The sequence below is a fragment of the Sphingomonas sp. DMC6 genome, from assembly GCF_056314225.1.
This window is the reverse complement of the sequence record NZ_JBQUYT010000003.1, coordinates 268,941-291,833: the sequence shown is the minus strand read 5'-3', so window position 1 is coordinate 291,833 and position 22,893 is coordinate 268,941. Positions and strand designations below refer to the sequence as shown.

At 67.8% G+C, this 22,893-nt stretch carries 18 protein-coding genes, 1 pseudogene and 1 riboswitch; of the genes and pseudogenes, 10 read left to right on the top strand and 9 right to left on the bottom strand.

All coding sequences use genetic code 11. The annotated features are described in order from the left end of the window. Nucleotides 1–135 precede the first annotated feature (135 nt). Complete coding sequence (locus tag ACT53M_RS08665) at nucleotides 136–429, top strand: hypothetical protein (RefSeq protein WP_476232743.1); 294 nt, start codon at nucleotides 136–138, stop codon at nucleotides 427–429. A 159-nt stretch (nucleotides 430–588) separates the two neighbouring features. Here the strand turns inward: ACT53M_RS08665 and ACT53M_RS08660 are convergent, their stop codons facing one another. Continuing rightward, nucleotides 589–1,299 carry an ImuA family protein gene (locus tag ACT53M_RS08660; RefSeq protein WP_476233229.1) on the bottom strand — a complete coding sequence of 237 codons (711 nt, stop codon included), beginning with the start codon at nucleotides 1,297–1,299 and terminating at the stop codon, nucleotides 589–591. Between the two features lie 246 nt (nucleotides 1,300–1,545). Here ACT53M_RS08660 and ACT53M_RS08655 point away from each other — a divergent pair, with 246 nt between their 5' ends. The 4 genes from ACT53M_RS08655 to ACT53M_RS08640 all read left to right on the top strand — a co-directional run bounded on the left by ACT53M_RS08655 (nucleotide 1,546) and on the right by ACT53M_RS08640 (nucleotide 6,154). Beyond that, nucleotides 1,546–2,817, top strand: a complete 1,272-nt coding sequence (locus tag ACT53M_RS08655; RefSeq protein ID WP_476232742.1) for a thiamine pyrophosphate-dependent enzyme — start codon at nucleotides 1,546–1,548, stop codon at nucleotides 2,815–2,817. A gap of 160 nt (nucleotides 2,818–2,977) precedes the next feature. Then, nucleotides 2,978–3,982: an alpha-ketoacid dehydrogenase subunit beta gene (locus tag ACT53M_RS08650; RefSeq protein WP_476233228.1), complete on the top strand. Its 1,005-nt coding sequence runs from the start codon at nucleotides 2,978–2,980 to the stop codon at nucleotides 3,980–3,982. 5 nt (nucleotides 3,983–3,987) lie between these two features. Then, entirely contained in the window at nucleotides 3,988–5,289 is a 1,302-nt protein-coding gene (locus tag ACT53M_RS08645; protein WP_476232741.1) for a dihydrolipoamide acetyltransferase family protein, read from the top strand. A 4-nt stretch (nucleotides 5,290–5,293) separates the two neighbouring features. Further along, a complete protein-coding gene (locus ACT53M_RS08640) occupies nucleotides 5,294–6,154 on the top strand; it encodes a protein phosphatase 2C domain-containing protein (protein ID WP_476232740.1) in 861 nt (286 codons plus the stop codon). Between the two features lie 7 nt (nucleotides 6,155–6,161). Here the strand turns inward: ACT53M_RS08640 and ACT53M_RS08635 are convergent, their stop codons facing one another. The 4 genes from ACT53M_RS08635 to ACT53M_RS08620 all read right to left on the bottom strand — a co-directional run bounded on the left by ACT53M_RS08635 (nucleotide 6,162) and on the right by ACT53M_RS08620 (nucleotide 9,989). Further along, entirely contained in the window at nucleotides 6,162–7,109 is a 948-nt protein-coding gene (locus tag ACT53M_RS08635; protein ID WP_476232739.1) for a hypothetical protein, read from the bottom strand. 169 nt (nucleotides 7,110–7,278) lie between these two features. Continuing rightward, nucleotides 7,279–8,082, bottom strand: a complete 804-nt coding sequence (gene fabI, locus ACT53M_RS08630; protein ID WP_476232737.1) for an enoyl-ACP reductase FabI — start codon at nucleotides 8,080–8,082, stop codon at nucleotides 7,279–7,281. Then, nucleotides 8,079–9,044, bottom strand: a complete 966-nt coding sequence (locus ACT53M_RS08625; RefSeq protein ID WP_476232735.1) for a YihY/virulence factor BrkB family protein — start codon at nucleotides 9,042–9,044, stop codon at nucleotides 8,079–8,081. The genes fabI and ACT53M_RS08625 overlap by 4 nt, the downstream gene beginning before the upstream one ends. A 6-nt stretch (nucleotides 9,045–9,050) precedes the next feature. Then, on the bottom strand, nucleotides 9,051–9,989 hold the full coding sequence (locus ACT53M_RS08620) for a DnaJ C-terminal domain-containing protein (protein ID WP_476232733.1): 939 nt from the start codon (nucleotides 9,987–9,989) through the stop codon (nucleotides 9,051–9,053). Nucleotides 9,990–10,662: 673 nt separating this feature from the next. Between ACT53M_RS08620 and ACT53M_RS08615 the strand changes: the two genes are divergently transcribed. The 3 genes from ACT53M_RS08615 to ACT53M_RS08605 all read left to right on the top strand — a co-directional run bounded on the left by ACT53M_RS08615 (nucleotide 10,663) and on the right by ACT53M_RS08605 (nucleotide 12,550). Beyond that, the gene (locus ACT53M_RS08615) at nucleotides 10,663–11,001 is read left to right on the top strand and encodes a hypothetical protein (RefSeq protein ID WP_476232732.1); all 339 of its coding nucleotides are present in this window, start codon (nucleotides 10,663–10,665) and stop codon (nucleotides 10,999–11,001) included. Nucleotide 11,002: 1 nt separating this feature from the next. Next, nucleotides 11,003–11,554 carry an RES family NAD+ phosphorylase gene (locus ACT53M_RS08610; protein ID WP_476232730.1) on the top strand — a complete coding sequence of 184 codons (552 nt, stop codon included), beginning with the start codon at nucleotides 11,003–11,005 and terminating at the stop codon, nucleotides 11,552–11,554. Between the two features lie 192 nt (nucleotides 11,555–11,746). Continuing rightward, a riboswitch (ZMP/ZTP riboswitch) is annotated at nucleotides 11,747–11,827 on the top strand. Nucleotides 11,828–11,842: 15 nt separating this feature from the next. Continuing rightward, nucleotides 11,843–12,550: a DJ-1/PfpI family protein gene (locus ACT53M_RS08605; RefSeq protein ID WP_476232728.1), complete on the top strand. Its 708-nt coding sequence runs from the start codon at nucleotides 11,843–11,845 to the stop codon at nucleotides 12,548–12,550. Here the strand turns inward: ACT53M_RS08605 and ACT53M_RS08600 are convergent. After that, nucleotides 12,547–13,083, bottom strand: coding sequence for a YceD family protein (locus tag ACT53M_RS08600; protein ID WP_476232727.1), 537 nt, complete (start codon nucleotides 13,081–13,083; stop codon nucleotides 12,547–12,549). The genes ACT53M_RS08605 and ACT53M_RS08600 overlap by 4 nt on opposite strands. Further along, nucleotides 13,080–13,592 (bottom strand): ubiquinol-cytochrome C chaperone family protein, encoded by a 513-nt coding sequence (locus ACT53M_RS08595; RefSeq protein ID WP_476232726.1) that lies wholly within the window; start codon nucleotides 13,590–13,592, stop codon nucleotides 13,080–13,082. The genes ACT53M_RS08600 and ACT53M_RS08595 overlap by 4 nt, the downstream gene beginning before the upstream one ends. A gap of 115 nt (nucleotides 13,593–13,707) precedes the next feature. On the opposite strand from ACT53M_RS08595, the gene ACT53M_RS08590 reads away from it, so the two are divergent. Next, on the top strand, nucleotides 13,708–14,184 hold the full coding sequence (locus tag ACT53M_RS08590) for an outer membrane protein assembly factor BamE (protein WP_476228467.1): 477 nt from the start codon (nucleotides 13,708–13,710) through the stop codon (nucleotides 14,182–14,184). A 26-nt stretch (nucleotides 14,185–14,210) separates the two neighbouring features. Here the strand turns inward: ACT53M_RS08590 and pbpC are convergent, their stop codons facing one another. Both pbpC and ACT53M_RS08580 read right to left on the bottom strand, forming a co-directional pair. Further along, complete coding sequence (gene pbpC, locus ACT53M_RS08585; protein ID WP_476233227.1) at nucleotides 14,211–16,325, bottom strand: penicillin-binding protein 1C; 2,115 nt, start codon at nucleotides 16,323–16,325, stop codon at nucleotides 14,211–14,213. Between the two features lie 101 nt (nucleotides 16,326–16,426). Beyond that, nucleotides 16,427–22,198, bottom strand: a complete 5,772-nt coding sequence (locus ACT53M_RS08580; protein ID WP_476232724.1) for an alpha-2-macroglobulin family protein — start codon at nucleotides 22,196–22,198, stop codon at nucleotides 16,427–16,429. A gap of 104 nt (nucleotides 22,199–22,302) precedes the next feature. On the opposite strand from ACT53M_RS08580, the pseudogene ACT53M_RS08575 reads away from it, so the two are divergent. Then, a pseudogene (locus ACT53M_RS08575) lies at nucleotides 22,303–22,845 on the top strand (glycosyltransferase); the annotation flags it as partial. Nucleotides 22,846–22,893: the final 48 nt, after the last annotated feature.

Below are 22,893 nucleotides of genomic sequence, written 5' to 3'. Positions count from 1 at the left end.
TGACTCCTGTGCCCCTCCCGTCCCCTATCGTCATCCCCGCGAAGGCGGGGATCCATTGTCTCATCGGTGGAAGACGGAGCCGCACCGCCACGGCAAATGGATCCCCGCCTTCGCGGGGATGTCGGTGTAGAAGGAGTGGCCACGGACGGCGAAACCGGGCGCCTTGTCAACGCCAGCCGCACGGGGTCACCCGCCATCGCGCCGCCCTCGTCGGGTCGCATCCGCTTGAAGGCATGGTCCGCCGCTTCGCTGCGCCGGCCGAGCTCGCGCATCGGCGGCCGCTGGTGCGGCGGCAGCGCCGCGATGGCGGCATCGCGTGCAGCCCGCGCCCAGCGCGCGCCCGGCCGCCACCCGCCGCCGCGCTGGACGGAGCAGGCGGCATCCTGTTCGGCGGTGGCGAGCGCGTGGAGAGATGCTAGACGCTCGTAGTTTTCCCCCATCCCCTCCCGCTTGCGGGAGGGGATGGGGGAGGGGATTGCTACAGTTTTATCCCCCCTCTCCACGTCAGCCCCTCCCCTAGCTCCTCCCGCAAGCGGAAGGGGAACGAGCGCTGCATCGTCCGTACTATATGCGTTCTGGTGCGCCCGCTCAGGCGGCAGCGCGCGCGGCTCGGCCCGCCGCACGCGGTCGAGCGACCAATGGGGCAGGAAGAGCGCAGCGACCCGTTGCATCGCAGGCCTCCACCAAGAGTTGGAACGATTCCCCCCCACGTTGCCGCGCCAGCGACAACTCCCAGCGCAGCCGGCCGATGCCCTCCACCGGGAGCGGTGCCGAGGGTGCACAGCCCACCCGCCAGCGTGTAACCGCTGCCGACGGCGCGCCCAAAGGATCGCTGCCCTCGCGTGCATGACGCTTGAGCAGCAGCGCGATGGTGCGGCCCCCTTCCGCTACCAATTGCAGCCGCCGCGTGGCGGGCATGGCGACGCGCTTCACTTCGCCGATCACTGCGCCCAGGCCGCGATGTCGCAGCCCTTCCTCCATGATCGCGAGCAGTTCGTCGTCGTCGCGCGCTTCGGCATAGATGACGCGTTTGGGGTCAAGCCCCACCTGCGCCAGTCCGGGGGCGAACAGGTCGCGGCGGCGCACTACCCACAGCACCGGACCCCAACAGCGTGCGGCAATGCCGCCCAGGAAGGTGGTGGCGGCGCAATCGTCGGTCAGGTCGGGGGTGGCGCCCGCGATCTCGTGCAGCGCATCGAGCCGCAGGCCGCCATCCGCCAGCCGCGAATCGAGCCGCTCCAGCCCGAATGGCAGCACTGGGCGCCGCCGGAATCCGGTGCCGTCGATGGCGCTGAGCATTGCGCGCAACTGGTCGAGAGTGGCAGGATCGGGCACGGCGACTCGTTCGGGGTTGATGACAGGTCCGACTCGTTCGTTCCTATTTTGTTCCAATCTCGTCGCGAGTCAATCGGACTCCGAAGGTCAAATTTTTAGGCCAGTCCTGCTGCCCCATCTCGACAGAGGCTTTGAAATTTTATAACAGAGTCGCGCAATTCGAGTTCGTGCGTTGTCCGTGGCGACACGGCCGTTTTTGATGGAGAGACCATGACGGTGGACGCCCCGCGCGCCAACCTGCCGCCGCTATCGCTGCATGTGCCCGAACCGCGATTCCGCCCCGGCGATGAAGCCGATTTCAGCGATCTGTCGATACCCCCTGCGGGTGCCGCGCGCCGGCCCGACAGCGCCGAAAAGGCAGAGCAGTTCCACGACCTCGCTTATGGCCTGATCCGCGTACTCGACGATTCGGGGAACGCCGTTGGCCCTTGGGATCCGCGGCTGGATGCAGAGGCGAAGCGCAAAATGCTGCGCAGCATGGCGCTGACCCGCGCCTTCGACGAGCGGATGTTTCGCGCCCAGCGCCAGGGCAAGACCAGCTTCTATATGAAGTCGACCGGCGAGGAGGCAGTGTCGGTCTCGGCTGCCCTTGCCCTAGCCGGCGACGACATGTGCTTCCCCAGCTATCGCCAGCAGGGCATCCTGATCACGCGGGGCTATCCGCTGATCGACATGATGAACCAGATCTATTCGAACAAGGGCGATCCGCTGCAGGGCCGGCAGTTGCCGATCATGTATTCGTCGAAGGAAACGGGTTTTTTCTCGATCTCCGGCAACCTCGCCACGCAATATCCGCAGGCGGTGGGCTGGGCGATGGCGAGCGCTGCGCGCGGCGACACCCGCATCGCCGCCACCTGGTGCGGCGAGGGCTCGACCGCCGAAGGCGACTTCCATTCGGCGCTGACCTTCGCCACCGTCTATCGCGCGCCGGTGATCTTTAATGTGGTCAACAACCAATGGGCGATCTCGAGCTTCTCCGGCTTCGCCGGTGCCGAGGCGACCACCTTTGCGGCACGGGCAATCGGCTATGGCATCGCGGGCCTGCGCGTCGACGGCAACGATGCGCTGGCGGTCTATGCGGCGACGGAGTGGGCGGCCGAGCGCGCGCGGACCAATCAGGGGCCGACGCTGATCGAGCATTTCACCTACCGCGCCGAAGGCCATTCGACCTCGGACGATCCCAGCGCCTATCGCTCGGCCGGCGAGCCCAATGCCTGGCCGCTCGGTGATCCGATCCGGCGGCTGAAGGACCACCTGATCGGCCTCGGCGAATGGGATGAGGAACGCCAGGCGGCGATGGACCTTGAGCTCGCCGAAACGGTGAAGGCCGCACAGAAGGAGGCCGAAAAGAACGGCATCCTTGGCCACGGCATGCACCAGCCGTTCGAAACCATGTTCGAGGGCGTCTTCGAGGAGATGCCCTGGCACTTGAAGGAACAGAGCGACCAGATGATCGCCGAGCGCAAGGCGGCTGGCATATGAACGGCTTGGACATCCAACACATCACCCTCACCCTTCCCATCGCTGCGCGATGGGCCCCTTCCCTCTCCTACCGGGAAAGGGAGGGAGCGCCGAAGGCGCGGAAGGGTGAGGGTGCCCGCGCCCTGCTCCCCGGAGGTGCAGCATGAGCACCACTACCCGTATGAACATGATCCAGGCGATCAATTCCGCCATGGACGTGATGATGGAACGCGACCCCAATGTGGTCGTGATGGGCGAGGATGTCGGCTATTTCGGCGGCGTGTTCCGCGCGACCGCCGGGCTCCAGGCCAAATATGGCAAGACCCGCGCCTTCGACACGCCGATCACCGAAATCGGTATTGTCGGCGTGGCGATCGGCATGGGCGCCTATGGCCTCAGGCCCGTGCCCGAGATTCAGTTCGCCGACTATATCTACCCGGCGCTCGACCAGCTCGTCTCCGAAGCCGCCCGGCTGCGCTACCGCTCCAACGGCGATTTCACCGCGCCGATTACGGTGCGATCGCCCTATGGCGGCGGCATCTTCGGCGGGCAGACGCACAGCCAGTCGCCCGAGGGCATCTTCACCCATGTCTCCGGCATCAAGACGGTGATCCCGTCGACGCCCTATGACGCCAAGGGCCTGCTGATCGCCGCGATCGAGGACAACGACCCTGTCCTCTTCCTCGAGCCCAAGCGCATCTATAACGGTCCGTTCGACGGCCATTATGATCGCCCGGCCAGGAACTGGACCGCGCATCCGGCGAGCGAAGTGCCCGAGGGTTATTACCGCGTCGAACTCGGCAAGGCCGCGACCGTGCGGACAGGCGAGGCGGTGACGATCCTCTGCTACGGCACGATGGTGCATGTCGTCGCGAGCACGATCGAGGAACTGGGCGTAGACGCCGAGATCATCGACCTCCGCACGCTGGTGCCGCTCGACATCGAGGCGATCGAAGCCTCGGTCAAGAAGACAGGCCGTTGCATGATCGTCCATGAGGCGACGCGCACCTCCGGCTTTGGTGCCGAGCTTTCCGCCTTGGTGCAGGAGCGCTGCTTCTACCATCTCGAAGCGCCGATCGCCCGCGTCACCGGCTTCGACACGCCCTATCCCCATAGCCTCGAATGGGCCTATTTCCCGGGTCCGGTGCGGATCCGCGAGGCGCTCAACAAACTCCTCAAGGACTGACGCCCATGGCTCGTTTTACCTTTCGTCTGCCGGACATCGGCGAAGGCATTGCCGAGGCAGAGATCGTAGCCTGGCACGTGAAGATCGGCGACCGGGTCGAAGAGGACCAGCAGGTCGCCGACATGATGACCGACAAGGCCACGGTGGAGATGGAATCGCCCGTCTCCGGCGTGGTGGTCGAGCTCGCCGGCGAAGTGGGTGACCAGGTGCCGATTGGATCGGCGTTGATGGTGATCGAGGTCGAAGGTGAGGCGGAGACGCCGGTCGAGGAACAGGTCGAGGCCGAAAATCCGGGTGTGGAGGAAGCCCGCGAGGAAAAGCCCTCTCCCCTTCAGGGGAGAGGGTTGGGAGAGGGGGACTTTCCGCAAGCACCGTCGCCTGCTGTCATGCCCCTCTCCCCGGCCCTCTCCCTTGAAGGGGAGAGGGAGTCGAAAGTTCTCGCCTCCCCCGCCGTGCGCGCCCGCGCGGCCGACCTCGGCATCGACCTCGCGCAGGTGAAGCCGGCCGAGGGTGATCGCATCCGTCACGCCGATCTCGACGCGTTCCTCCGCTATGGCAGCGCGCAGGGCTATCACGCGCCGCACGCCAGCCGTGCTCGCGAGGACCAGCCGGTGAAGGTGATCGGCATGCGCCGCCGCATTGCCGAGAACATGGCCGCCTCCAAGCGCGCCATTCCCCACTTCACCTATGTCGACGAGATCGATGTCACCGCGCTCGAAGCGATGCGCGCCGACCTCAACGTCAATCGTGGCCAGCGGCCGAAGCTGACCATGTTGCCGTTCCTTATCGTCGCACTGTGCCGCACGCTGCCCGACTTTCCTATGCTCAACGCCCGCTATGACGACGAAGCGGGCGTGGTGACCCGCCACGGCCGCGTCCATCTCGGCATGGCGACGCAGACCGATGCCGGGTTGATGGTGCCGGTGATCCGCGACGCGCAGGACAAGAATGTCTGGCAGTTGGCGAGCGAGATCACGCGCCTTGCCGAGGCCGCGCGCACCGGCAAGGCCAAGTCGGAGGAACTGAGCGGCTCGACCTTCACGGTCACTTCGCTCGGGCCGCTCGGCGGCATCGCGACGACGCCGGTGATCAACCGGCCGGAAGTGGCGATCATCGGCCCGAACAAGATCGTCGAGCGCCCGGTCTTCAAGTCCAATGAAATGGGGGGCGACGAGATCGTCCGCGCCAAGCTGATGAACCTGTCGATAAGCTGCGACCACCGCGTCGTCGATGGCTGGGATGCGGCAAGCTTCGTCCAGGCGGTGAAGAAGCTGCTGGAAACCCCGGTGCTGCTGTTCGCCGATTGAGGCCGTGGAACTGTCATGGCCGCATGCTAGTCGTGCGGCCATGCAGTTCGACCTGATCCAGACGCTCAGTCTTGCCGGTAACCCCGGCACTCCCAATGACGACCGCGCTGGTGCGGGTCGCCGCCTCGGCTGGGTGATCGATGGCGCGACGGACCTTGGCCCGGCCGGGCTGGTTGGCGCGCAGGGCAGCGCAGCCTGGCTGGCCGCCACGGCCCATGCGGCCTTCACCGCCGCCGGGGACGCGCCGATCGAGACGCTGTGCCGTGGCATCGCCGAACAGCTCGCCGCCGCCTATGCCGCCGAGCGCACGCGTGACCCGCTCGGACGGTGGGAATTGCCCATGGCATCGTTCCTCGCCGTTCGGCTCGATTACGACGTGCTCGAGGCTGGCTGGCTTGGCGACTGTGTCGGGCTGGTGCGGAGCGGCGAGCGAGTGACGCGGCTGGGTCCGGTGCCGGAGGCGCGCGACCCCGAGGCTGCGCACGCCGCCAGCCTCGCCGACCACGGCCTGGGCAGTGTGCACCGTGCGGCGCCGATCCTCGAAAGCCTTCGGGCCTCCCGCAACCGGCCGGGGCTGCGCATTCTCGGCGTCGAGCCGGAGACGATGGCGCATCTCGAGACGGCCCGGCTCACCTGCGCCGCCGGGGACGAAATCTTGCTGATGAGCGACGGTTTCGCTGCCCTGATCGACAGCTATGCCGCGTTCGACGCGCTGGCGCTGATGGACGCCCTTGCCCGCGACGGTCTGGCCGCGCTCGCCACCCGGCTGCGGGTGATCGAGGCGGAAGATGTCGCTTGTACCCGCTATCTCCGCTTCAAGGTTTCCGACGACGCGACAGCCCTGTGGCTGCGCGTCGCCGGCTGATCCCCGCTCAGCGCGCGAAGAAGATCGATTCGCTAAGCGCCTGGCGCACGGCGTCGCGGCCCTCGATCATGCGTGCGCGTTCCGCTCGGTCGATCCCTTCGGCTTCGGCGGCAAGCGACTGGCGCTGGGCCTGAAGCTGGCGGAACGTCGCCATGTCGGTAGCGCTTGCAAAGCCGAAATAGCCGCCGGCGTTGGACCAGCTCTTCTTTGCCAGCAGCACGCAAAGCTGATGGGTGGCGTCGAGCATCGCCAGCCGGTTCTGGAGGCGCGGATCGACCGCCCCGTCGGTGCCGGCCATGGTGGCAATGCCCTTCTTCGCGCCCTCGGCCAGTTGCGCGCCGGCAATCGCCTGGCGCAGTGCGGTGCGGGCCTTGGCGCGATCGGCACCGGCCGCCTCGGCCTGCCGGCGCAGCGCCGTGAAGGCGCTGCAATCGGCAATCGCGCGCGGGTCCTGGCCCAGCGTATAGGGGCTGTTGAGCGCGCCCACGCCCAGCCGCTTCAGCCCTTCGTCATAGCTATGTTCGGCCTGCTGCTCGGCGGCGGCGACCTGCGCGAAATGCTGCGAGATCGGGCCGCGGCCGGCGGCATCGGCGGGGAATTGCGGCGTGCCGTCGGCAGTCAGCTCCAGATCGGCAAAGCTGCTAGCATCGGCGCGGGCGCGGCTCTGGAACTGGCCGTTGGCGACCAGCCCGGCGCCGACGCCGGCAGCCGCCAGCAGCGCGAGCGAGCCCAGCCGCCAGCCCATTTCCGCACGGCGGATCGTCCAGACGAAGCCCCCCAGCCACAGCAGAATGCCGAGCACGAAGCCCGCCCCCAGCAGCAGGGCAAAGGGCTGCGGCGGCAGCAGCCGCGGCGCGGCAATGGCGGCGAGCACGAGCACTGCGCCGCCGGTCAGCACGGCGATCAGCGGATGGCCGTGCGGCGCCTGTTCCGCGATGGTTTGTTCGTCAGACATGATACCCCCCAACCATATAGGCTCCCCCGCCGGCGCACTGCCTAGCAATTCGGTTGCGGCGCGCAACGATTTCGGAGCCTAAAGATCCAGGCTGGATGCATTGTCTGGGTGTTGCAGGGTACTGCGGCGCGGGCAGGGCCTGATCGCCCCGGCCGCGCCGCTGGCAGGATTAGGAAAGCGCGATGTCCGGCGCGTCCTCGGCCTTCATGCCGATCACGTTGTAGCCGGCATCGACATGGTGGATTTCGCCGGTAACACCCGCCGACAGGTCCGACAGCATATAGAGCCCGGCGCCGCCGACATCCTCGATCGTCACGTTGCGGCGCAGCGGCGAGTTCAGCTGGTTCCACTTCAGGATATAGTTGAAGTCGCCGATGCCACGCGCCGCCAGCGTCTGGATCGGGCCGGCGGAAATGGCGTTCACCCGGATATTTTCCGGCCCCATGTCCATCGCCAGATATTTGACCGACGTCTCCAGCGCCGACTTGGCCACGCCCATCACATTGTAATGCGGCACGACCTTTTCTGCGCCATAATAGCTGAGCGTCAGCAGGCTGCCGCCATTCGGCATCAGCTGCCGCGCACGCTGGGCGACGGCGGTGAAGCTGTAGACCGAGATGTTCATGGTCATCAGGAAATTGTCGAGCGTGGTGTCGTAATAGCGCCCACGCAACTGGCTCTTGTCCGAAAAGCCGATCGCATGGACGACGAAATCGATCGTCGGCCAGCGCGCCGCCAGCGCATCGAACGTGCCGTCGAGCGCAGCCATGTCGGCCACGTCGCAATCGAGGAGGAAGTCGGAACCCAGCTGCTCGGCCAGCGGCTTCACGCGCTTCAGCAGCGAATCGCCCTGATAGGAAAAGGCGAGTTCGGCACCCTGCGCATGCAAAGCCTTGGCGATCCCCCAGGCCAGCGACTTGTCGTTGGCGAGGCCCATGATGAGCCCGCGCTTCCCTTGCATCAATCCGGTCACTTCGTCTGAATCTCCTGTCCTTGCCGCTCCTCTAGACCGGGTTCGGGCGTTTCCGCCAGTGCGGCGTTGAGTTCGGCCCCTACGACAAGGCCAAGACCGACGAGGAAAAAGAAGATCAGCGTCACCATCACGCCCGCCAGGCTGCCATAGGTGGCGCCGTAACCGCCCATGGTTCCCAGCACCCGTGGCAGGATGGCGGTGACGACCAGCCACCAGCAGGTGGTGAACGCCGCGCCCGGCCATTTGGGGCAGGCGGTGCGGCGATACCGGCTGGGCGTGAGCCAGTAGAACAGGATGTATAGCGCCCCGAACAGCGCAAAGCCCGGCACCAGCCGGCTGAGCGCCGCGAAACGCTGTGCCTCCACCGCCCAGGGCAGCACCCGATACAGGAACTGCTCGATCCCCGTCAGCATCACCTGCACGGCAAAGGCCAGCATCACCAGCAGCACCGACAGCACGATCAGCCCGATCGCCCCCAGCCGGTATCGCCAGAAGGATTCGCCCGCCGGCACGCCATAGGCAGAGCGGACGATGCTGCGAATCGTCTCGATAAAGCCGGCGGTGGTCCACAGCCCGACCAGCGCCCCGAACCACAACAGCCAGCCGGTGCGCGCATGCAGCACCTCCACCACGGGATCGCGCAGCAGATGGGCGACATCGGGCGGCACGGTGCGCAGGAACGCCTCCAGCGCATGTACCCCGGTGCCGGTGCGGCCGAGCAGGCTGGCCACCGCCGTGGCGACGATGAAGAAGGGGAACAGCGTTACCAGCGACAGATAGGCAAGGTTGCCAGCATAGGTGAACCCGTCGTTGAACGTGCCGACCACCACGCGCTTCAGCACTTCATACACGCGCTCGGGCATGCCCAGATCGCTGAGCCGGCGGTGGATGGTGCCGCCCGCGCCTGTCCGCCGCGCCTCGGGCGATTGCGGCGAAAAGGGGAGGCGCTGCGGGTCGTCCACAGGCGGTCAGACGCCCATGCGGCCGCGCGGGTTCCCCTTGTTCTGCCAGCCCTGCGCGAATTCGATCAGCGCATCGTCATCGACCGGCAGGTCGACCATCAGCGTCACGAGCAGGTCGCCGCGCCCGCCCGCCTTGTGGTGGAAACCCCGCCCCTTTAGGCGCAGCACCTTGCCCGAGGTGGAGCCCTTGGGCACGGTGAGCATCACCGGCCCGTCGGGCGTCGGCACGCGCACCTGCGCGCCCAGCACCGCTTCCGCCAGCGTTACCGGCAGGTCGAGCCGGATGTCGTCGCCCTCGCGGGTGTAGAAACGGTGCGGCTGGATTTCGATGGTGACGATGGCGTCGCCGGGGCCGCCCGGGCCTTCCTCGCCCTTGCCGGCAAGGCGCATCTGCGTGCCGTCCTCCAGCCCGGCGGGCAGCTTCAGGTCGATCGTCTTGCCGTCGCGCAGGGTGATGCGCTGCGGCGCCAGCCGGGCCGCATCCTCGAACGCCACCGCCAGGCGATAGGCGATATTGGCGCCCTTGGGCTGCTGGCGCCGGCCGAACCCGCCAAAGCCGCCGCTGAACCCGCCACCGCCGCCGCGCTTGCCGCCGCCGAACAGCCCTTCGAAAATATCGCCAATGTCGCTTTCGCCGCCGCCGAAATCGAAATGGCCGCCGCCCGGGCGAAAGCCGCCGCCTGCGCCGGCCCCCGCGCCGCCAAACCCGAACGGCGCCGTCGGGTTGCCGTCGCCATCGATCTCGCCGCGGTCGAAGCGCGCGCGCTTGTCGGCATCGGTCAACAGGTCATAGGCTTGGGTGACCTGGCTGAACCGTTCGGCCGCCTTCGGATTGTCCTGGTTGCGATCGGGGTGCAGCTCCTTGGCCAGCTTGCGATAGGCCTTCTTGATGTCCGCCTCGCTCGCGCCGCGCGCCACACCCAGAGTTGCGTAAGGATCCGCCACCTAATTCCCCAGTTCGTACCAAAAAATCCGCCTGTCCCTTATAGCAGGGCGCTCGCCGCGAACATCGGCGCGCGAACCGTTTCGCGCAAGGGGCGGCGATGGCTGGCGATACCTGCACGATCGTCGAAGTTTAGGAAGTTTAGGCACCTCGCGTATATCGCCTTGGCCGGTGCGGTGCCGGTGCCGAGCGGATTTTCCCGCGGGCGGGCGGGGCGAAGTTTACGAAGTTCAGGCGCACGCGCGCATGCGCGGGAAGTGGAGGGGTGTTGATCCGGCGGGTGCAAAGAGCGGCGCCTTATGGGGCGCGATACGAACATATAGGGAACAATGAGGCGGTTGCAAGGGCGGTTCGCGACCAGACTCGGCGGCACCAAACGGCGATCGGCACCAACGTGAAATTGCATTGACGTTTCACGAATTGACTTTGTGAAATGAGAATGTATATAGGCTGGGTCGATTAGGAAGGCTCGGCTATGGCTGCGACGCTTCACGTCCTCCGACCGCATACGCTCCCGCTTGCCGGCTTTCTCCGCCTTGGGCTTACGGGCCACCGCAAATCCGTCTCCGCGATGCGCTCTCCGGCCTTGATTCAAAAGAAGCCTGATACCCGGACGCCCGCCACCATCTTCAGGGGCGGATCAAAGGGCATTAGCGCGGTTCTCGGACGATAAATATGGCAAGTGCAGTCGCTACAATCATCAACGACCTGCGGGAGCGCGGAGGGCTGAAAGGCACGGACGTCGCGAACATCGCGGCCGTGTCCCCTGCCACGGTATCGCGCTGGACCACTGGCACGTCGTTCCCGCAGCCCAAGACCCAGCTGCTGATCTCGGATCTTCGCTATGTCGTTGATCGGCTCGCCGACCTCTACGATCCCGAAGAGACGCGCCTCTGGCTCTACGCCAAGCATCCCTTGCTCAACGGCGAGCGTGCGATCGATCTCATCCACGAAGGTCGCGCGGATGAGGTGCTGGGTATCATCGAAGGGCTGAACGAAGGGACGTACAGCTAAGGTGTCGGGCTCGCCGCGGATGCATGACCGGGCGATCCTTGACGCCCTTGAGGCTACCGAAACGACAGCACTAACCTTGGACGTGTGGCGGATCACGCGGTCGGATCGCGACCCGATCCGCGGTTCTGCGGCACCGGGGCGGTGGAGCCCCGGCGGTTCGATCGAAGTGCTCTACACGAGTCTCCAACGCGATGGCGCGCTTGCCGAAATCGGGTTTCGGCTCGGCCTTGAACCCGTCTGGCCAAGTCGCATCTCGCATCAGATCCACGCGATTGGAGTCCAGACCGAGCGGACGCTCCATTTTGCAGACGTGCCGGCGCTCTCTGCATTCGGCATCAACACCGATCGCTATTCCAGTTTCGACTATGAGGCTTGCCAGGCGCTTGCGGCGGCTGCGCACTTCATGGAGTTCGATGGGCTTCTTGTTCCGAGTGCTCGACATCGCTCGCAGAATCTCGTCGTGTTCATGGACCGCGACGCTGCGACCTCGCTTGAGGTCCGCTCAACCGAGGACGTGGACTGGGCAGCATGGCGACGCGCCAACAAGCGGTAGAGCCGGCGCGACATGACGGGAAGCCCAGACGGGAGAGGCTGCCGGTTGCAATCGTGACGCAGGTGTTGGTCGCGGCGCGGAGAGGCGCTGTCGGGATATGACAATCGCTGCCGGTGCAGGCGGAATGGAGACCTGATTCTTTCGCAGCCTCCGCTCCCCCGATGACAGCGGCGGGGCAAGATGCTATCCCAACTCTGCCCGCGTGACTGGCGATCGGATGGAGCACCATCGGGAAGCGCGGGGTAGAATGGCCGCATCGCCTGGGCACCCTTCCCGATGGAGGAACCTGTGGCCGAACCGCTCCATATCGCCTTTCTGCTGTTTCCCGGCGTTACCCAGCTCGATCTGACCGGCCCGGCGCAGGTGCTGTCGCGCCTGGGCGATGTGAAGATCGATCTGGTTGCGGCGTCTCTGGCGCCGGTGCCGACTGATGCGCAATTTCCGCTCCTGCCCAGCGCGACTTTCGATACGCTTGCCGCAACCGATCTGCTCTGCGTGCCCGGCGGCTTCGGCACCGTGGCGGCGATGCAGGACGAGGCGACACTCGCCTGGCTGCGACAGGTGGGGGCAGGGGCGCAGTGGGTAACGAGCGTGTGCACCGGCTCCTTGCTGCTGGCGGCGGCGGGGTTGCTCACCGGTTATCGGGCCGCCTGCCACTGGGCCTCGCGCGACCAGCTTGCCTGGTTCGGTGCCGAGCCGGTCGCCGAGCGCGTGGTGTTCGATCGCAACCGCGTGACGGGCGGCGGTGTGACGGCGGGCATCGACTTCGCACTGGCGCTGACCGCTGCGATACGGGGCGAGGCGCATGCGCGGCTGGTTCAGCTGAGCCTCGAATATGATCCCGCGCCGCCGTTCGACAGCGGCTCGCCCGACCGCGCCGATGCCGAGACGCTGGCGCGCTATCACGCAATGGTCGAACGGAACGCGCCCGGCCGCGCCGAACAGGTGCGCGCCGTGGCAGCCCGGCTGAAGGCCCAGGGACTGCTGCCGGCCTAGCTGTCCTTCTTCCCCAGCAAATCCTTCAGCCCCGACAGCGCGCCCATCGGGCCGGCTTCTTCTTCGGTCTTCACACCCGCCGCGCGCAGCACGTCGGCGGCGCGGGGGCTGCGGGGATAGGGGTCCAGCGCCAGCGCCATCGTCTCGGCTGCCGCCTCGCCCAGGTCGATCGTGCCGCCGGTGTAGAAGACGATGTCGCATTCGTCCTCGCTCAGCTCGACTTCGTCGTCGGCGCTGCCTGCTTCCGGCTCGGGGACGAAGCGAATCGCGAAATCTTCCTCCACCCTGGCCGGCAGCGGATCGCCAGTCACGACGCAGCTCTGGGTCAGCCGGGCGGAGAGATGGCCATGGGCGACGATGCCCTGCGCATCGCGGCGCAGGCGATAGACGGCCTCCAGCCGCTCGATCGCGGCAAGGCCGAACCGGCGGGAGAGGGCGGCGCGTTCGGCCTCGTCGGCGGCGACGGGGACTTCGCTTTCGCCCGCGCCGATCTGGTCGAGCCGGTGCGGGCGGGAAAATTCAGGGGCGGTCATTGCGGCAGCGCTCCGGCAATCAGGGTGGCGATCGGCTGGGCGGCGAGCGCGTCGCGCAGGGCGCGCAACTGCGCCTCGACATGGGCCAGCGCGGCGGCGTCGGGCTCTGTGCCGCGATAGAGGTTGCGCACCAGCGCAGGCGCCAGCGTGCCGCTTTCCAGCCCGGTGCGATAGGCGCCCAGCCGGCCGCCCAGCATGCCCATCATCCGCCCGACATGCTTGCCGACGATGATGTCGCCGATGCCGATTTCGCGCAACTGGCCGTCCATATCGTCGATAAAGCATTCGGCCAGCGCGGTGCTGGGGGCGATTCCCGCCGGCTCCGCCTCCAGCCGCAGCAGCACCATGCACAGCACGGCGGCGATCATGTCGAACCGGCCGTCGACCGTGTCGGGCACGGCGCCGTCGAGATACCAGTGCGGCGCGCGGCCGCGTTCCACCACGGCGCGATAGAGCTGCGGCGCGGTGCCGCGATCGGGGCGGCGCAGGAGCCGCTGGAGCATTCGCATCGCTGTTGTTCGTCCGTTCCTCGGTCGCGACCTTGTTTGGCCGCATTTTGCCGCATATTGAGGCGTTCGGTCCGCGATGCAATGCGCGGCCGGTTGCGTTTGCCTGGAGATTCCCATGTCGCTTTCCGTTCGCACGCTCGGCGCCGCCGCGTTGCTCGCCGCGCTCGGCACCACTGCCTGCGCGCCGACGCGGACGCACACCGGCTATGTCGTCGACAATGACCTGATTTCCTCGGTCCAGCCGGGCATCGATACGCGCCAGTCGGTGCTGCAGACGCTGGGCCATCCGACGCTGACCAGCCAGTTCAACGAAGGCGAATGGTATTATGTGTCGCGCGCGAATTCGAACCTGCAGTACAAGAAGCCGCGGGTGACGAGCCAGATGACGCTGCGCGTGCGATTCGATCAGGCCGGCAACGTCATCGCCGTCGACAAGACCGGTGCCGAGCTGATCGCCTCGGTCTCGCCTTATGGCAAGAAGACGCCGACGCTGGGGCGCCACCACAATTTCTTTCAGGATCTGTTCGGCAATATCGGCACGGTCGGTGCGGCCGGCGTAGGCGGACCGAGCGGCGGCAACACCGGCCCGTAAGCCGGTTGCCGCCGGGGCTGGCGGCATCAGCGCACGGTGAAGCGGATCTGATCGATCACCCGGCCGCCCGCATCGACGAGCTGGAGCAGGTGGCTGCCCGGCGGTGCGAGCATGAGCGGCGGCGAATCGGCCGCGCCCAGATCATGCCCGTCCATCCGCAGCCGGTGGCCGGCCACGTCGCCGCTGAGCTGGATCGCCAGCCGCTGGTTGGCGGGCGGAATATCGGGATCGAGCGCATAGATGCTGCCCGAGGCGGGATTGGTGATGTGCGGCCGCCGCGCCGCCTCCGGCGCCAGCGCGACGCGGTCGAGTGCGGTGCCGGTCAGGAAATATTCGCGGCGCGGCTGCTCGGCGCCCTGGGCGAAGCGAACGGTGCGGGCCTCGATACCCGCCGGGCGGGGCGGCGCGCGGCCGGGCCGGCCCTCGTGCAGCGCCACCATCACGTCGCGCCAAACCGGTGCCGCGCCGCTGGTGCCCGAGACGGCGCGCATCGGGTCGCCTTCGAGATTGCCGACCCACACGCCGACGGTGAAGCGATCCGAAAAGCCGATGCACCAGTTGTCGCGCATCGCCTTCGACGTGCCGGTCTTCACCGCCGCCCAGAAGGGCAGGCGCAGCGCCGAATCGGGGCCGAAGGTGGCGACGCGGGCATTGGGATCGGCGAGCATGTCCGCCACGATCCATGCCGCCGCCGGGGTGGTGACGGCCCGCGGCGGGAAGGTCTTCGCATTGGGTTCGACATGGAGCGGCCCCCAGCGCCCGCCGATCGCCAGGCTGCGATAGGCGGCGACCTGTTCGACCAGTGTCACTTCGGCCGAGCCGAGCGCCAGCGAATAGCCATAATATTGGCCGTCCTCGGTCAGCCCGCGATAGCCGGTGTCCCATAGCCGGTCGCGAAACGCGTCGACGCCGACCAGCAGCAGCGTGCGCACCGCCGGCACGTTGAGCGATCCGGCCAGCGCCACGCGCGCGGACACGGGGCCCTTGAAGGCGCGGTCGTAATTCTGGGGCACGTACAGGCCCGAGGCGGTGTCGAGCTGCACCGGTGAATCGTCGAGCAGCGAGGCGGCGGTCAGATAGCCTTTCTCGATCGCCTCGGCATAGAGGAAGGGCTTCAGCGTCGACCCCGCCTGGCGATAGGCGGCGGCGCCGTCGACCTGCGGCGCGGTGGATTCGCCGCCGATGCCGCCGACATAGGCGAGGATCGCGCCGGTCGCATTGTCGGCCACCACCACCGCGCCGTCGCGCGCCCGGCTGCCGCCCAGATCCTGCAACTGGCGGCGCAGCGCGGCGATGGCGATGCGCTGGACGCGCGCATCGAGCGTGGTCTTCACCCGCATCCCCGGCGCGTTGAGCAGCTTGGCGGCGAGGTGCGGGGCAAGGCCGGGATCGAGCGCCAGGCTGCGCGCCGGGCCGAGCATCGAGGCGGCACCGGCGGCCAGCCCGCTACAGTCCGGACGATGCGCCATCGCACAGGCACGCGCGGCGATGGCGGCGGCGTCTGCGCGCGGATCGGGCAGCAGTGCGGCGAGCAGCAGCGCATCGTCCTGCGTCAGCGTCGCGGGCGTCTTGCCGAACAGGCTGAGCGCGGCGGCGCCGATCCCCTGCGATTCCCCGCGGAAGCCGGCCAAGTTGAGATAGGCCTCCAGAATCTGGTCCTTGGTCCAGACCCGCTCGATCAGCGCCCCGGCGCGCATCTGGCGCAATTTGTCGAGCCAGCCGCGCCGGCCGGGCCGGGCAAGTTCGGGCGCGAGAAAGGCCGCGACCTGCATCGACAAGGTGGAGGCGCCGCGCGGGCGCTTGCCTTCGATCCGGTCGCGCAGCGTGGCGGCAATGGCGAGCCAGTCGATGCCGGCATGGCTGCGGAAGCGGCGATCCTCAGCGCCCATGATCGTGTCGCGCGCCACGGGGGCCACATCGCGCAGCCGCGTCCAGGCAAGCCGCCGCGCCTGGAAATCGACGCGGCTGCTGTCGATCAGCGTGCCGTTGCGGTCGTAGAGCCACGCCTCGCTCGGCTGCCAGTGCGTGCGCACGGCGGCGGGGGATGGAAGCGGTGGGGGGGCGGTGATCCAGTCGAGCGCCACCAGCCCGGCGACAAGCAGGCACAGCGCCGCCAGCGCCAGCCTGGTCGGTGCCAACAGCCAGCGCCAGCCGCCCGCGCGCAGCCAGCCCCAGGCGGCGCCCGGCGCCGCGTCGATCTGCGCAACGATGCGGCGGAGAGGAGTGACGAATGCCGGTTTCGTCACCGCTCCGCCACGGTCACCGTCTCACCTGGCAGCTGGGCGCGGATTTCGGGGGCATACATCGCCTCCACCCGCGATGCCGGCAGGCGGAAGGTGCCTGCCGTGTTCAGCCGCATCGTATAGGTGACGGTGAAGCTGCCGCGCGGCATCCAGCCGAAAAAGGCGCGCCAGCTGTCGCGCCCGCGCTCGATATAGCTGGGGCTCGAATCGCCTTCGCTCTTGCTCTGGTCGAGCAGTTCCGACTGGCCGCCCAGATTGCCCAGCACCGTGGCGCCGGCGGGTAGCGGGTCTTCGATCACCACCCAGTTGCGTTCGGCCGAGGCGTCGACGGTGATCGTCACCTTGACGACATCGCCGCGGGTGAGCGTGCCCGGCCGCGCCGCCTGCACCACCGCGACGCTGCGGCGCATCTTGTATCCGGCCATCAGCGGCTGGGTGAGCGGCACCGCCGCGCGGACGCGGACGAACGCCCAGGGGCCGGCCCCGCCGCTCTGGCCAAGTTGCAGCGGCGCCTGCCCGCCGGGCAGCGGCAGGCTGAAGCTGCGCTGCGGCTCTGCCAGCGGCCAGCTCCGGGTGATGCGGGTGCCGCCCAGTTCGGCGGTGGTGATGCCCGCGATCGCCTGTGCCGGATAGAGCGCCGCGAACCGCCGGGCCGCCAGCGCGCCCCAGGCGTTGGACGGTGTCGTGTCCCAATGGCCGCGCTGCTGGCGCATCGCCAGGCCGACCATCATCTTGGCATTCTCGTCCTGCCAGCCGGGGCGGCCGAGCGTGACGAGCAGCGCCTTGATTGCCGCGCTGTCGTCCGACGCCATCAGCCACCACGGGCTGCTGCCCTTGTCGGACAGGTCGATGCGGGTACCTTCATAGACCAGCCGGCTGCGCAGCACTTTTTCCGCTGCGGCGCGCAGCTGCGGGCCGTTGGCGAGGCCCGAAACCTTGCCCAGCGCGGCGATATAGTCGGCGAGCGACGCGGTCGGCATTTCCGCCGGCGCCATGCCGATCTGGCCGAGCATGGCGGGCGTCGCCGCGCCATTCCGGGCCAATGCCGCGAAGGCGGCGACCCGCTGCAGCCGGACATCGCCATAATCCTCGCGCCGCAACCGGCCGTCCATCACTGCCTTCATCGCAGTCAGCATCTTGGCGCGCGGGCTGTCGGGCAGCGGCAGGCCGGCTTCGGCGGTGATCGACAGGATATAGGCGGTCAGCGCCTCCGATCCCTGGCCGCCGGTGGGGAAATAGAGCAGCAGCCCGTCACTGTCCTGATAGGAGGGAATGTCCGCCGCGATCGCCGCCCATGCGGCAGCGTCGCCAGTGGCGATCGCCCGCGAGGTCCGCTGCTCGAGGCAGTTATAGGGATAGGCGAGCATATAGTCGCGCACGCCCTGGAGCGGCGGTGCCAGCGTGTCGGTCAGGATCACGTCGACCAGTCCGCGTCCCGGAATCGCGCCGGCAGGCGGGGCGATCAGGATCGGCCCGGTGCCCACCCGGGAAAGGCTCGCCGCCCAGGTTTCGACCGGCACCGCCGGTATCACGTCCTGCGTGACGGTCAGCTGGTCCTGCGCCTTGCCGTCCTCGCTGCGGGCCTTCACCGTCCAGCGCAGCTTGCCTTCCATCGCCTCGGGCACGGTCAGCGTCCAGACGACGGGCTTGGCGGCGCCGGGCGGCAGGTCCACCGTCAGCGGCTTGCCGTTCGCCACGGCAGGATCGAGCGCAACGGTGGCGGTGACGCGCATCGCCCTGGCCGATCCGTTGCGCAGCGTGAACATCGCCCCGAACCGGTCGCCGCTCCGCACCAGCTGCGGCACGCCGGCATAGATGCTGAGATCCTGCGCGGTACGCACCGACGCCTCGCCGGTGCCGAAATATTGCGCGCCGCTGCTGGCGATCGCGACCAGCTTGAACGAAGTGAGCGCGTCGGACAGCGGCACATCGACCTGCGCATGACCCCTGGCGTCGAGCGCCACCCGGCCCTTCCACAGCAGCACCGGCTGGAAATTCTCGCGGTTGAGGCCCGACAGATCGCCGCCGCCGCCCCCGCCGGCTTCCACTGCCTTCTTGCCGTAATGGCGCTTGCCGACCACCTGCGTCTGTGCGGTGGAGGTGAGCACCGACAGCGGCCGGTCGCCCATCATTGCGTCGAGCAAAGCCCAGCTATCGTTCGGGGCGAGCTGGAGCAGCGCCTCGTCGACCGCGACGAACGCCACGTCGGCCTGCGCCGCGGGGCTGCCATCGGGATTGGTCACGCCGACATCCACCTTGGCGGTGTCGCGCGTGGCATAGCTGGCGCGGTCGGCCTTCACCCTCACGCCCAGCCGATGGCCTTCCCATCCGACCTTCACCCGCGCCATGCCCAGGCGATAGGCGGGTTTGGCCAGGTCCACCGTCGCGGTCGGCTCGCCGCCGTCCTTCGACCAGGGCAGGCCCCATTTGCGCGCCATTTCCGATCGCCACTGCGCCCAGCCGGAGACGCGCCCGCGCACCGCCATCACCGAGACATAGACATCCGGGGCATAATCGCCGGGCATCGGCACCTCGACCACCGGATCCTTGCCGGACAGGCCGACGACGAAGCTCGACAGCACGCCTTCGCGCTCGACCGTCACCAGTGCGGTCGCCTCGCGGAACGGCATCCGCACCTGGAAGCGCGCCGTCTCGCCCGCCTTATATTCGGTCTTTTCGGGGATGACGTCCATGCGGTCGCCATTGTCGCCGCCGAACCACCATTCGTCATTGCCGACCAGCCAGGTGGACTGCACGGCGCGGGCGACATTGCCATTGGCGTCGCGCGTGGTGGCGACCGCATAGACTTCGCCCGACACGCCGGGGTCGAGCTGGCAGGCAGCCAGCCCCTGCGCATCGGTGGTGGCGTCGCAGGTGGCCGACAGCTTGGTCGTCTTCACCTGATTGTCATAGGCGTAGAAGCCGCCGATCAGCCGCCGCCGGGCGGTGAGGATTTCGCGGCTGTACAGCTCGACGGAGATGCGCTGGCCCTGGATCGGCTTGCCGGCGGTATCGAGCGCGACGAGGCGCAGGCGCAGATCGTCCTGCTTCATCAGCCAGCCATCGGTCTTCACGCCGAGCTGCACTGCCGAGGCGAACAGCGGGATGCGGCGCGAGGCGGTGAGGATCTCGCCGTTCGCGTCCTGATAATCCATTTCGACCAGCATCGTCGTGTTGCGGTCGACCGCCTGCGGCACCGTCACGCTGGTCCGCGCGCTGCCTTCGGCATTCAGCGTCAGCGGCAGCGTCTGGGTGGGGGGCAGTTTCGGTCCCTCGTCCGCATCGCGGGAATCGCCGTCGAGCGGCTTCACGCCTTCGGTCATCGCCTGACCGCCGAAGCTGTAGCTTTCATAGCCTTCGGGCGTGGCGAAGTTCGCGAGATAGGCGACGCGCAGTTCGACCGGCAGGTTCGAGGCCCCGCCGCCCGAAAGATAGCCGACGAACAGGTCGAGCGGCATATTGGCCGGGCGCACCTGCGCCTCTTTCGGCCCGGCGACGCTCGCCTTCATGGTCGGCAGCTTATATTCGTCCACCTTGAACGACTGGCCGGTCCAGACCGTCTTCGGCTCGCCTTTGGGATCGGCGGGATCCTTCAGCAGGAAGGTGAGCGAATAGTCGCCCATCTTGGCGCCCTTGGGCGCGGTCCATTCGGATTCGGCGGTGCCGTTCGCATCGAAATGCACCGGAATGTCGTAGCTGGTGTCCGATCCCTGGTGCGACAGGCGCAGCGTCGCGTCGAACGACGCCGGCGCCTTGAACCCGGTCGCGACCGGGCTGCGCACATAATGTTTCATGTGCACTGTCTCGCCCTGGCGGACGAGCGCGCGGTCGAACACGGTGTGGTATTTGTCCTCGGGCGCGCTCCATCCATAGGGCAGCTCGAAGTCATAGGGGCGGATGCCCTCACCCCAGATGCTGAGCGAAAAGCTGAAATCATCGCCCTTGCGCGCCGAAACCATCAGTGGCGAGGCGCTGCTATCATTTTCGCAGCTCGAATAGGTCTGCGGCTCGGGCAGCCCCTTGGGCACGCCCAGCCGGCCGGAGGCATCGGTGGTGCCGCGTGCGAGCAGTTCCCCGGTGCAGCTATCGGTGATCTGGATGCTGGCGCCGCCCACGCCCTTGCCGCTGTCGAGTGCCGTTACCCAGACGAGCGAGCTGTCGCGGCCCCATTTGAAGTGCACCGCCATGTTGGTGACGAGCGCGGCAGTGGCGACATAGCGCGGCGCCTTGCGGCCGAGCAGCGCCTCGCCCAGGCGCGGGCTGGCGAGTTCGACGACGTAGAAGCCGGGCTTGGTCAGCGGGATGCCGACGACTTCGAAATCCTTGCCCTTGCCGGGCAGGCTGACCTGGAACGGCTTGCCGGTGCCGCCGGTAAGCAGCGGCTTGGCGCCGGTCTGGTTGATCGCGATCGTGTCGTCGCCGCGCTTCACATGGTCGTACTTTGTCTCGCCAGCGTCGATCACCGCGCGGAACCATTTGGCGATCTCGCCATCGCCGCCCGCGACGCGCAGGCTCTGGCCGTTCACCGCCATCTGGTTGCCGCGCAGCGCCGGTTCGACATTGCGCACCGTGACCGGCAGCACGCCGCCTTCGCTCGCTTCGAGAATGCCGAAATCGCCGGCGAACTTCACCAGCGGCGGTGGCGCATCGAAACGGATGTCGAGCGGGAAGCGCTCGGCATTGCCGAGCTTGCGGCCGCTTTCGTCGGTGATCCCCTGCGGCAGCACCAGCCGCGCCGTGACCGGCCCGGGCAGTGGCGCCTTGAAGCGAAGGTCGGCGACATAGGCCTTGGTCTTGTCGTCCTTCTGCAGCTCGGGCGTCAGCTGCTTGCCGTCGGCCATCTGGATGCGGATCGCCAGCGCCTGTTCGCGCTTGATCGGCGCGGAGAAGCGAACCCAGGCGTCTTCGACCGGGCTGCAGCCGGCCTGCGGGTTGACGCGCGAACATTCAAAGCGCGCGGTAAAGGGCTTGCGGACGGTGAAGTCGAACCGCTGGTCGGCACCCGCTGTACGGCCGCCGGCGCCGCGAATATCCTTGCCCCACACCAGCGCCATGTCGCGGCCCGGCGGCAGCGGGCGGCGGCATTTGAGCGCGACGACGCTGGCGGTGGCGCGTTGGCGCTCGGCGGCCTCGGCGGGCAGCGCCTCGGGCAGGCCGGCGTCGTTCAGGAAGCTGCGCACTTCCCAGCGATCGGTGCCGAGGTCGTGGAGCAGCTTGCCGGCGGTGTCGGCGGGCAGCAGGTCGACCGGGATCTTCTCGCCGATGCCGTCGACGGCGCAATAGGCATTGGCCGCGACCGAGGCGGGGTCGGGCGCCTGGTTGGCGGCGACGAGGAAGACCTGATCCTCCTCGATTTCATTGCCGTAGCGGCTGGGGAGTACTGCGCGGGCGACCGGGCCGCCGCTGTCGACGGTAAAGCTGCGCTGGCCCCCGATTTCATAGCCCTGCAGCGTTTTCAGCTTGTCCTTCAGCGTGAAGGTGCAGCTCATCCCGCCGGGCAAGGGCTTTGCGAATTCATGGACATAGGTGCGCTGGTCGACCCAGCGGCCCTGGCCGTCGACGGGGCATTTCACGTCGAAGGGGCTGGCGGCGCGCGGGTCGCCCAGCGGTACCATCGGGGCGGAGAAGCGAACGGTGAAGCGCTCGATCGCGCCGCCACCGATGCCGGGGGTGGCGAGTTCCACCTGCGGGCTGTTGTCACTCAGCGCGGCGACCGCTCCCAGCGGCGCTGCGACCAGTGCAAGCAGGCCGATCCGCACACCCAGTTTCATGTAAAAATCCTCTCCCCTTGAGGTGGCGCGAGATTGCTGTGCCGAAACCGCCAAGTCCAGCGATGTTTGCAGGAAATTTGTGACGTTCGATCGATCCGTAACGGATGAAGTTGCGAATGCGAAACGACAGGAAAAGCGGCAGTAACGGCGCCGTGGACGGGCCGGGGGGCGGCGCTCCACATCCGAATCGGAGGCATCGCGTGGGGGTAGCGACTGTCCTGGTTGGGATCGATGCGGCTGCGCGCGAGGCGATGCTGTTCGCAGCGATCTTCTTCCTGATCGGCGGGATCGACGATCTGCTGGTCGACGTCTTGTATGGCATTCGCCGGCTGGGGCGGATGCTTCGCGCAAGGGGGAGGGGCGAGCCTTTGCGCGGGGCACCGGCGGTGCCGTTGGCGGTGTTTGTCGCTGCCTGGGATGAATCGGCCGTGATCGGGCGGATGCTCCGGACCGCGCTGCAGCGGTTCGACTATCCCGAGTACCGGCTCTATGTCGGTACCTATCCCAATGATCCGGCGACGATCGAGGCGGTTGCCGCGGTTGCGGCCGATGATCCGCGGGTTCGGCTGGTGGTGGGGCCGTCGCCTGGCCCCACCACCAAAGCCGATTGCCTCAACGCGCTGTGGCGGGCGCTGCTGCGCGACGAGACGGCCGAAGGATGGGCCGCCGCCGCCGTGGTGCTCCACGACGCCGAG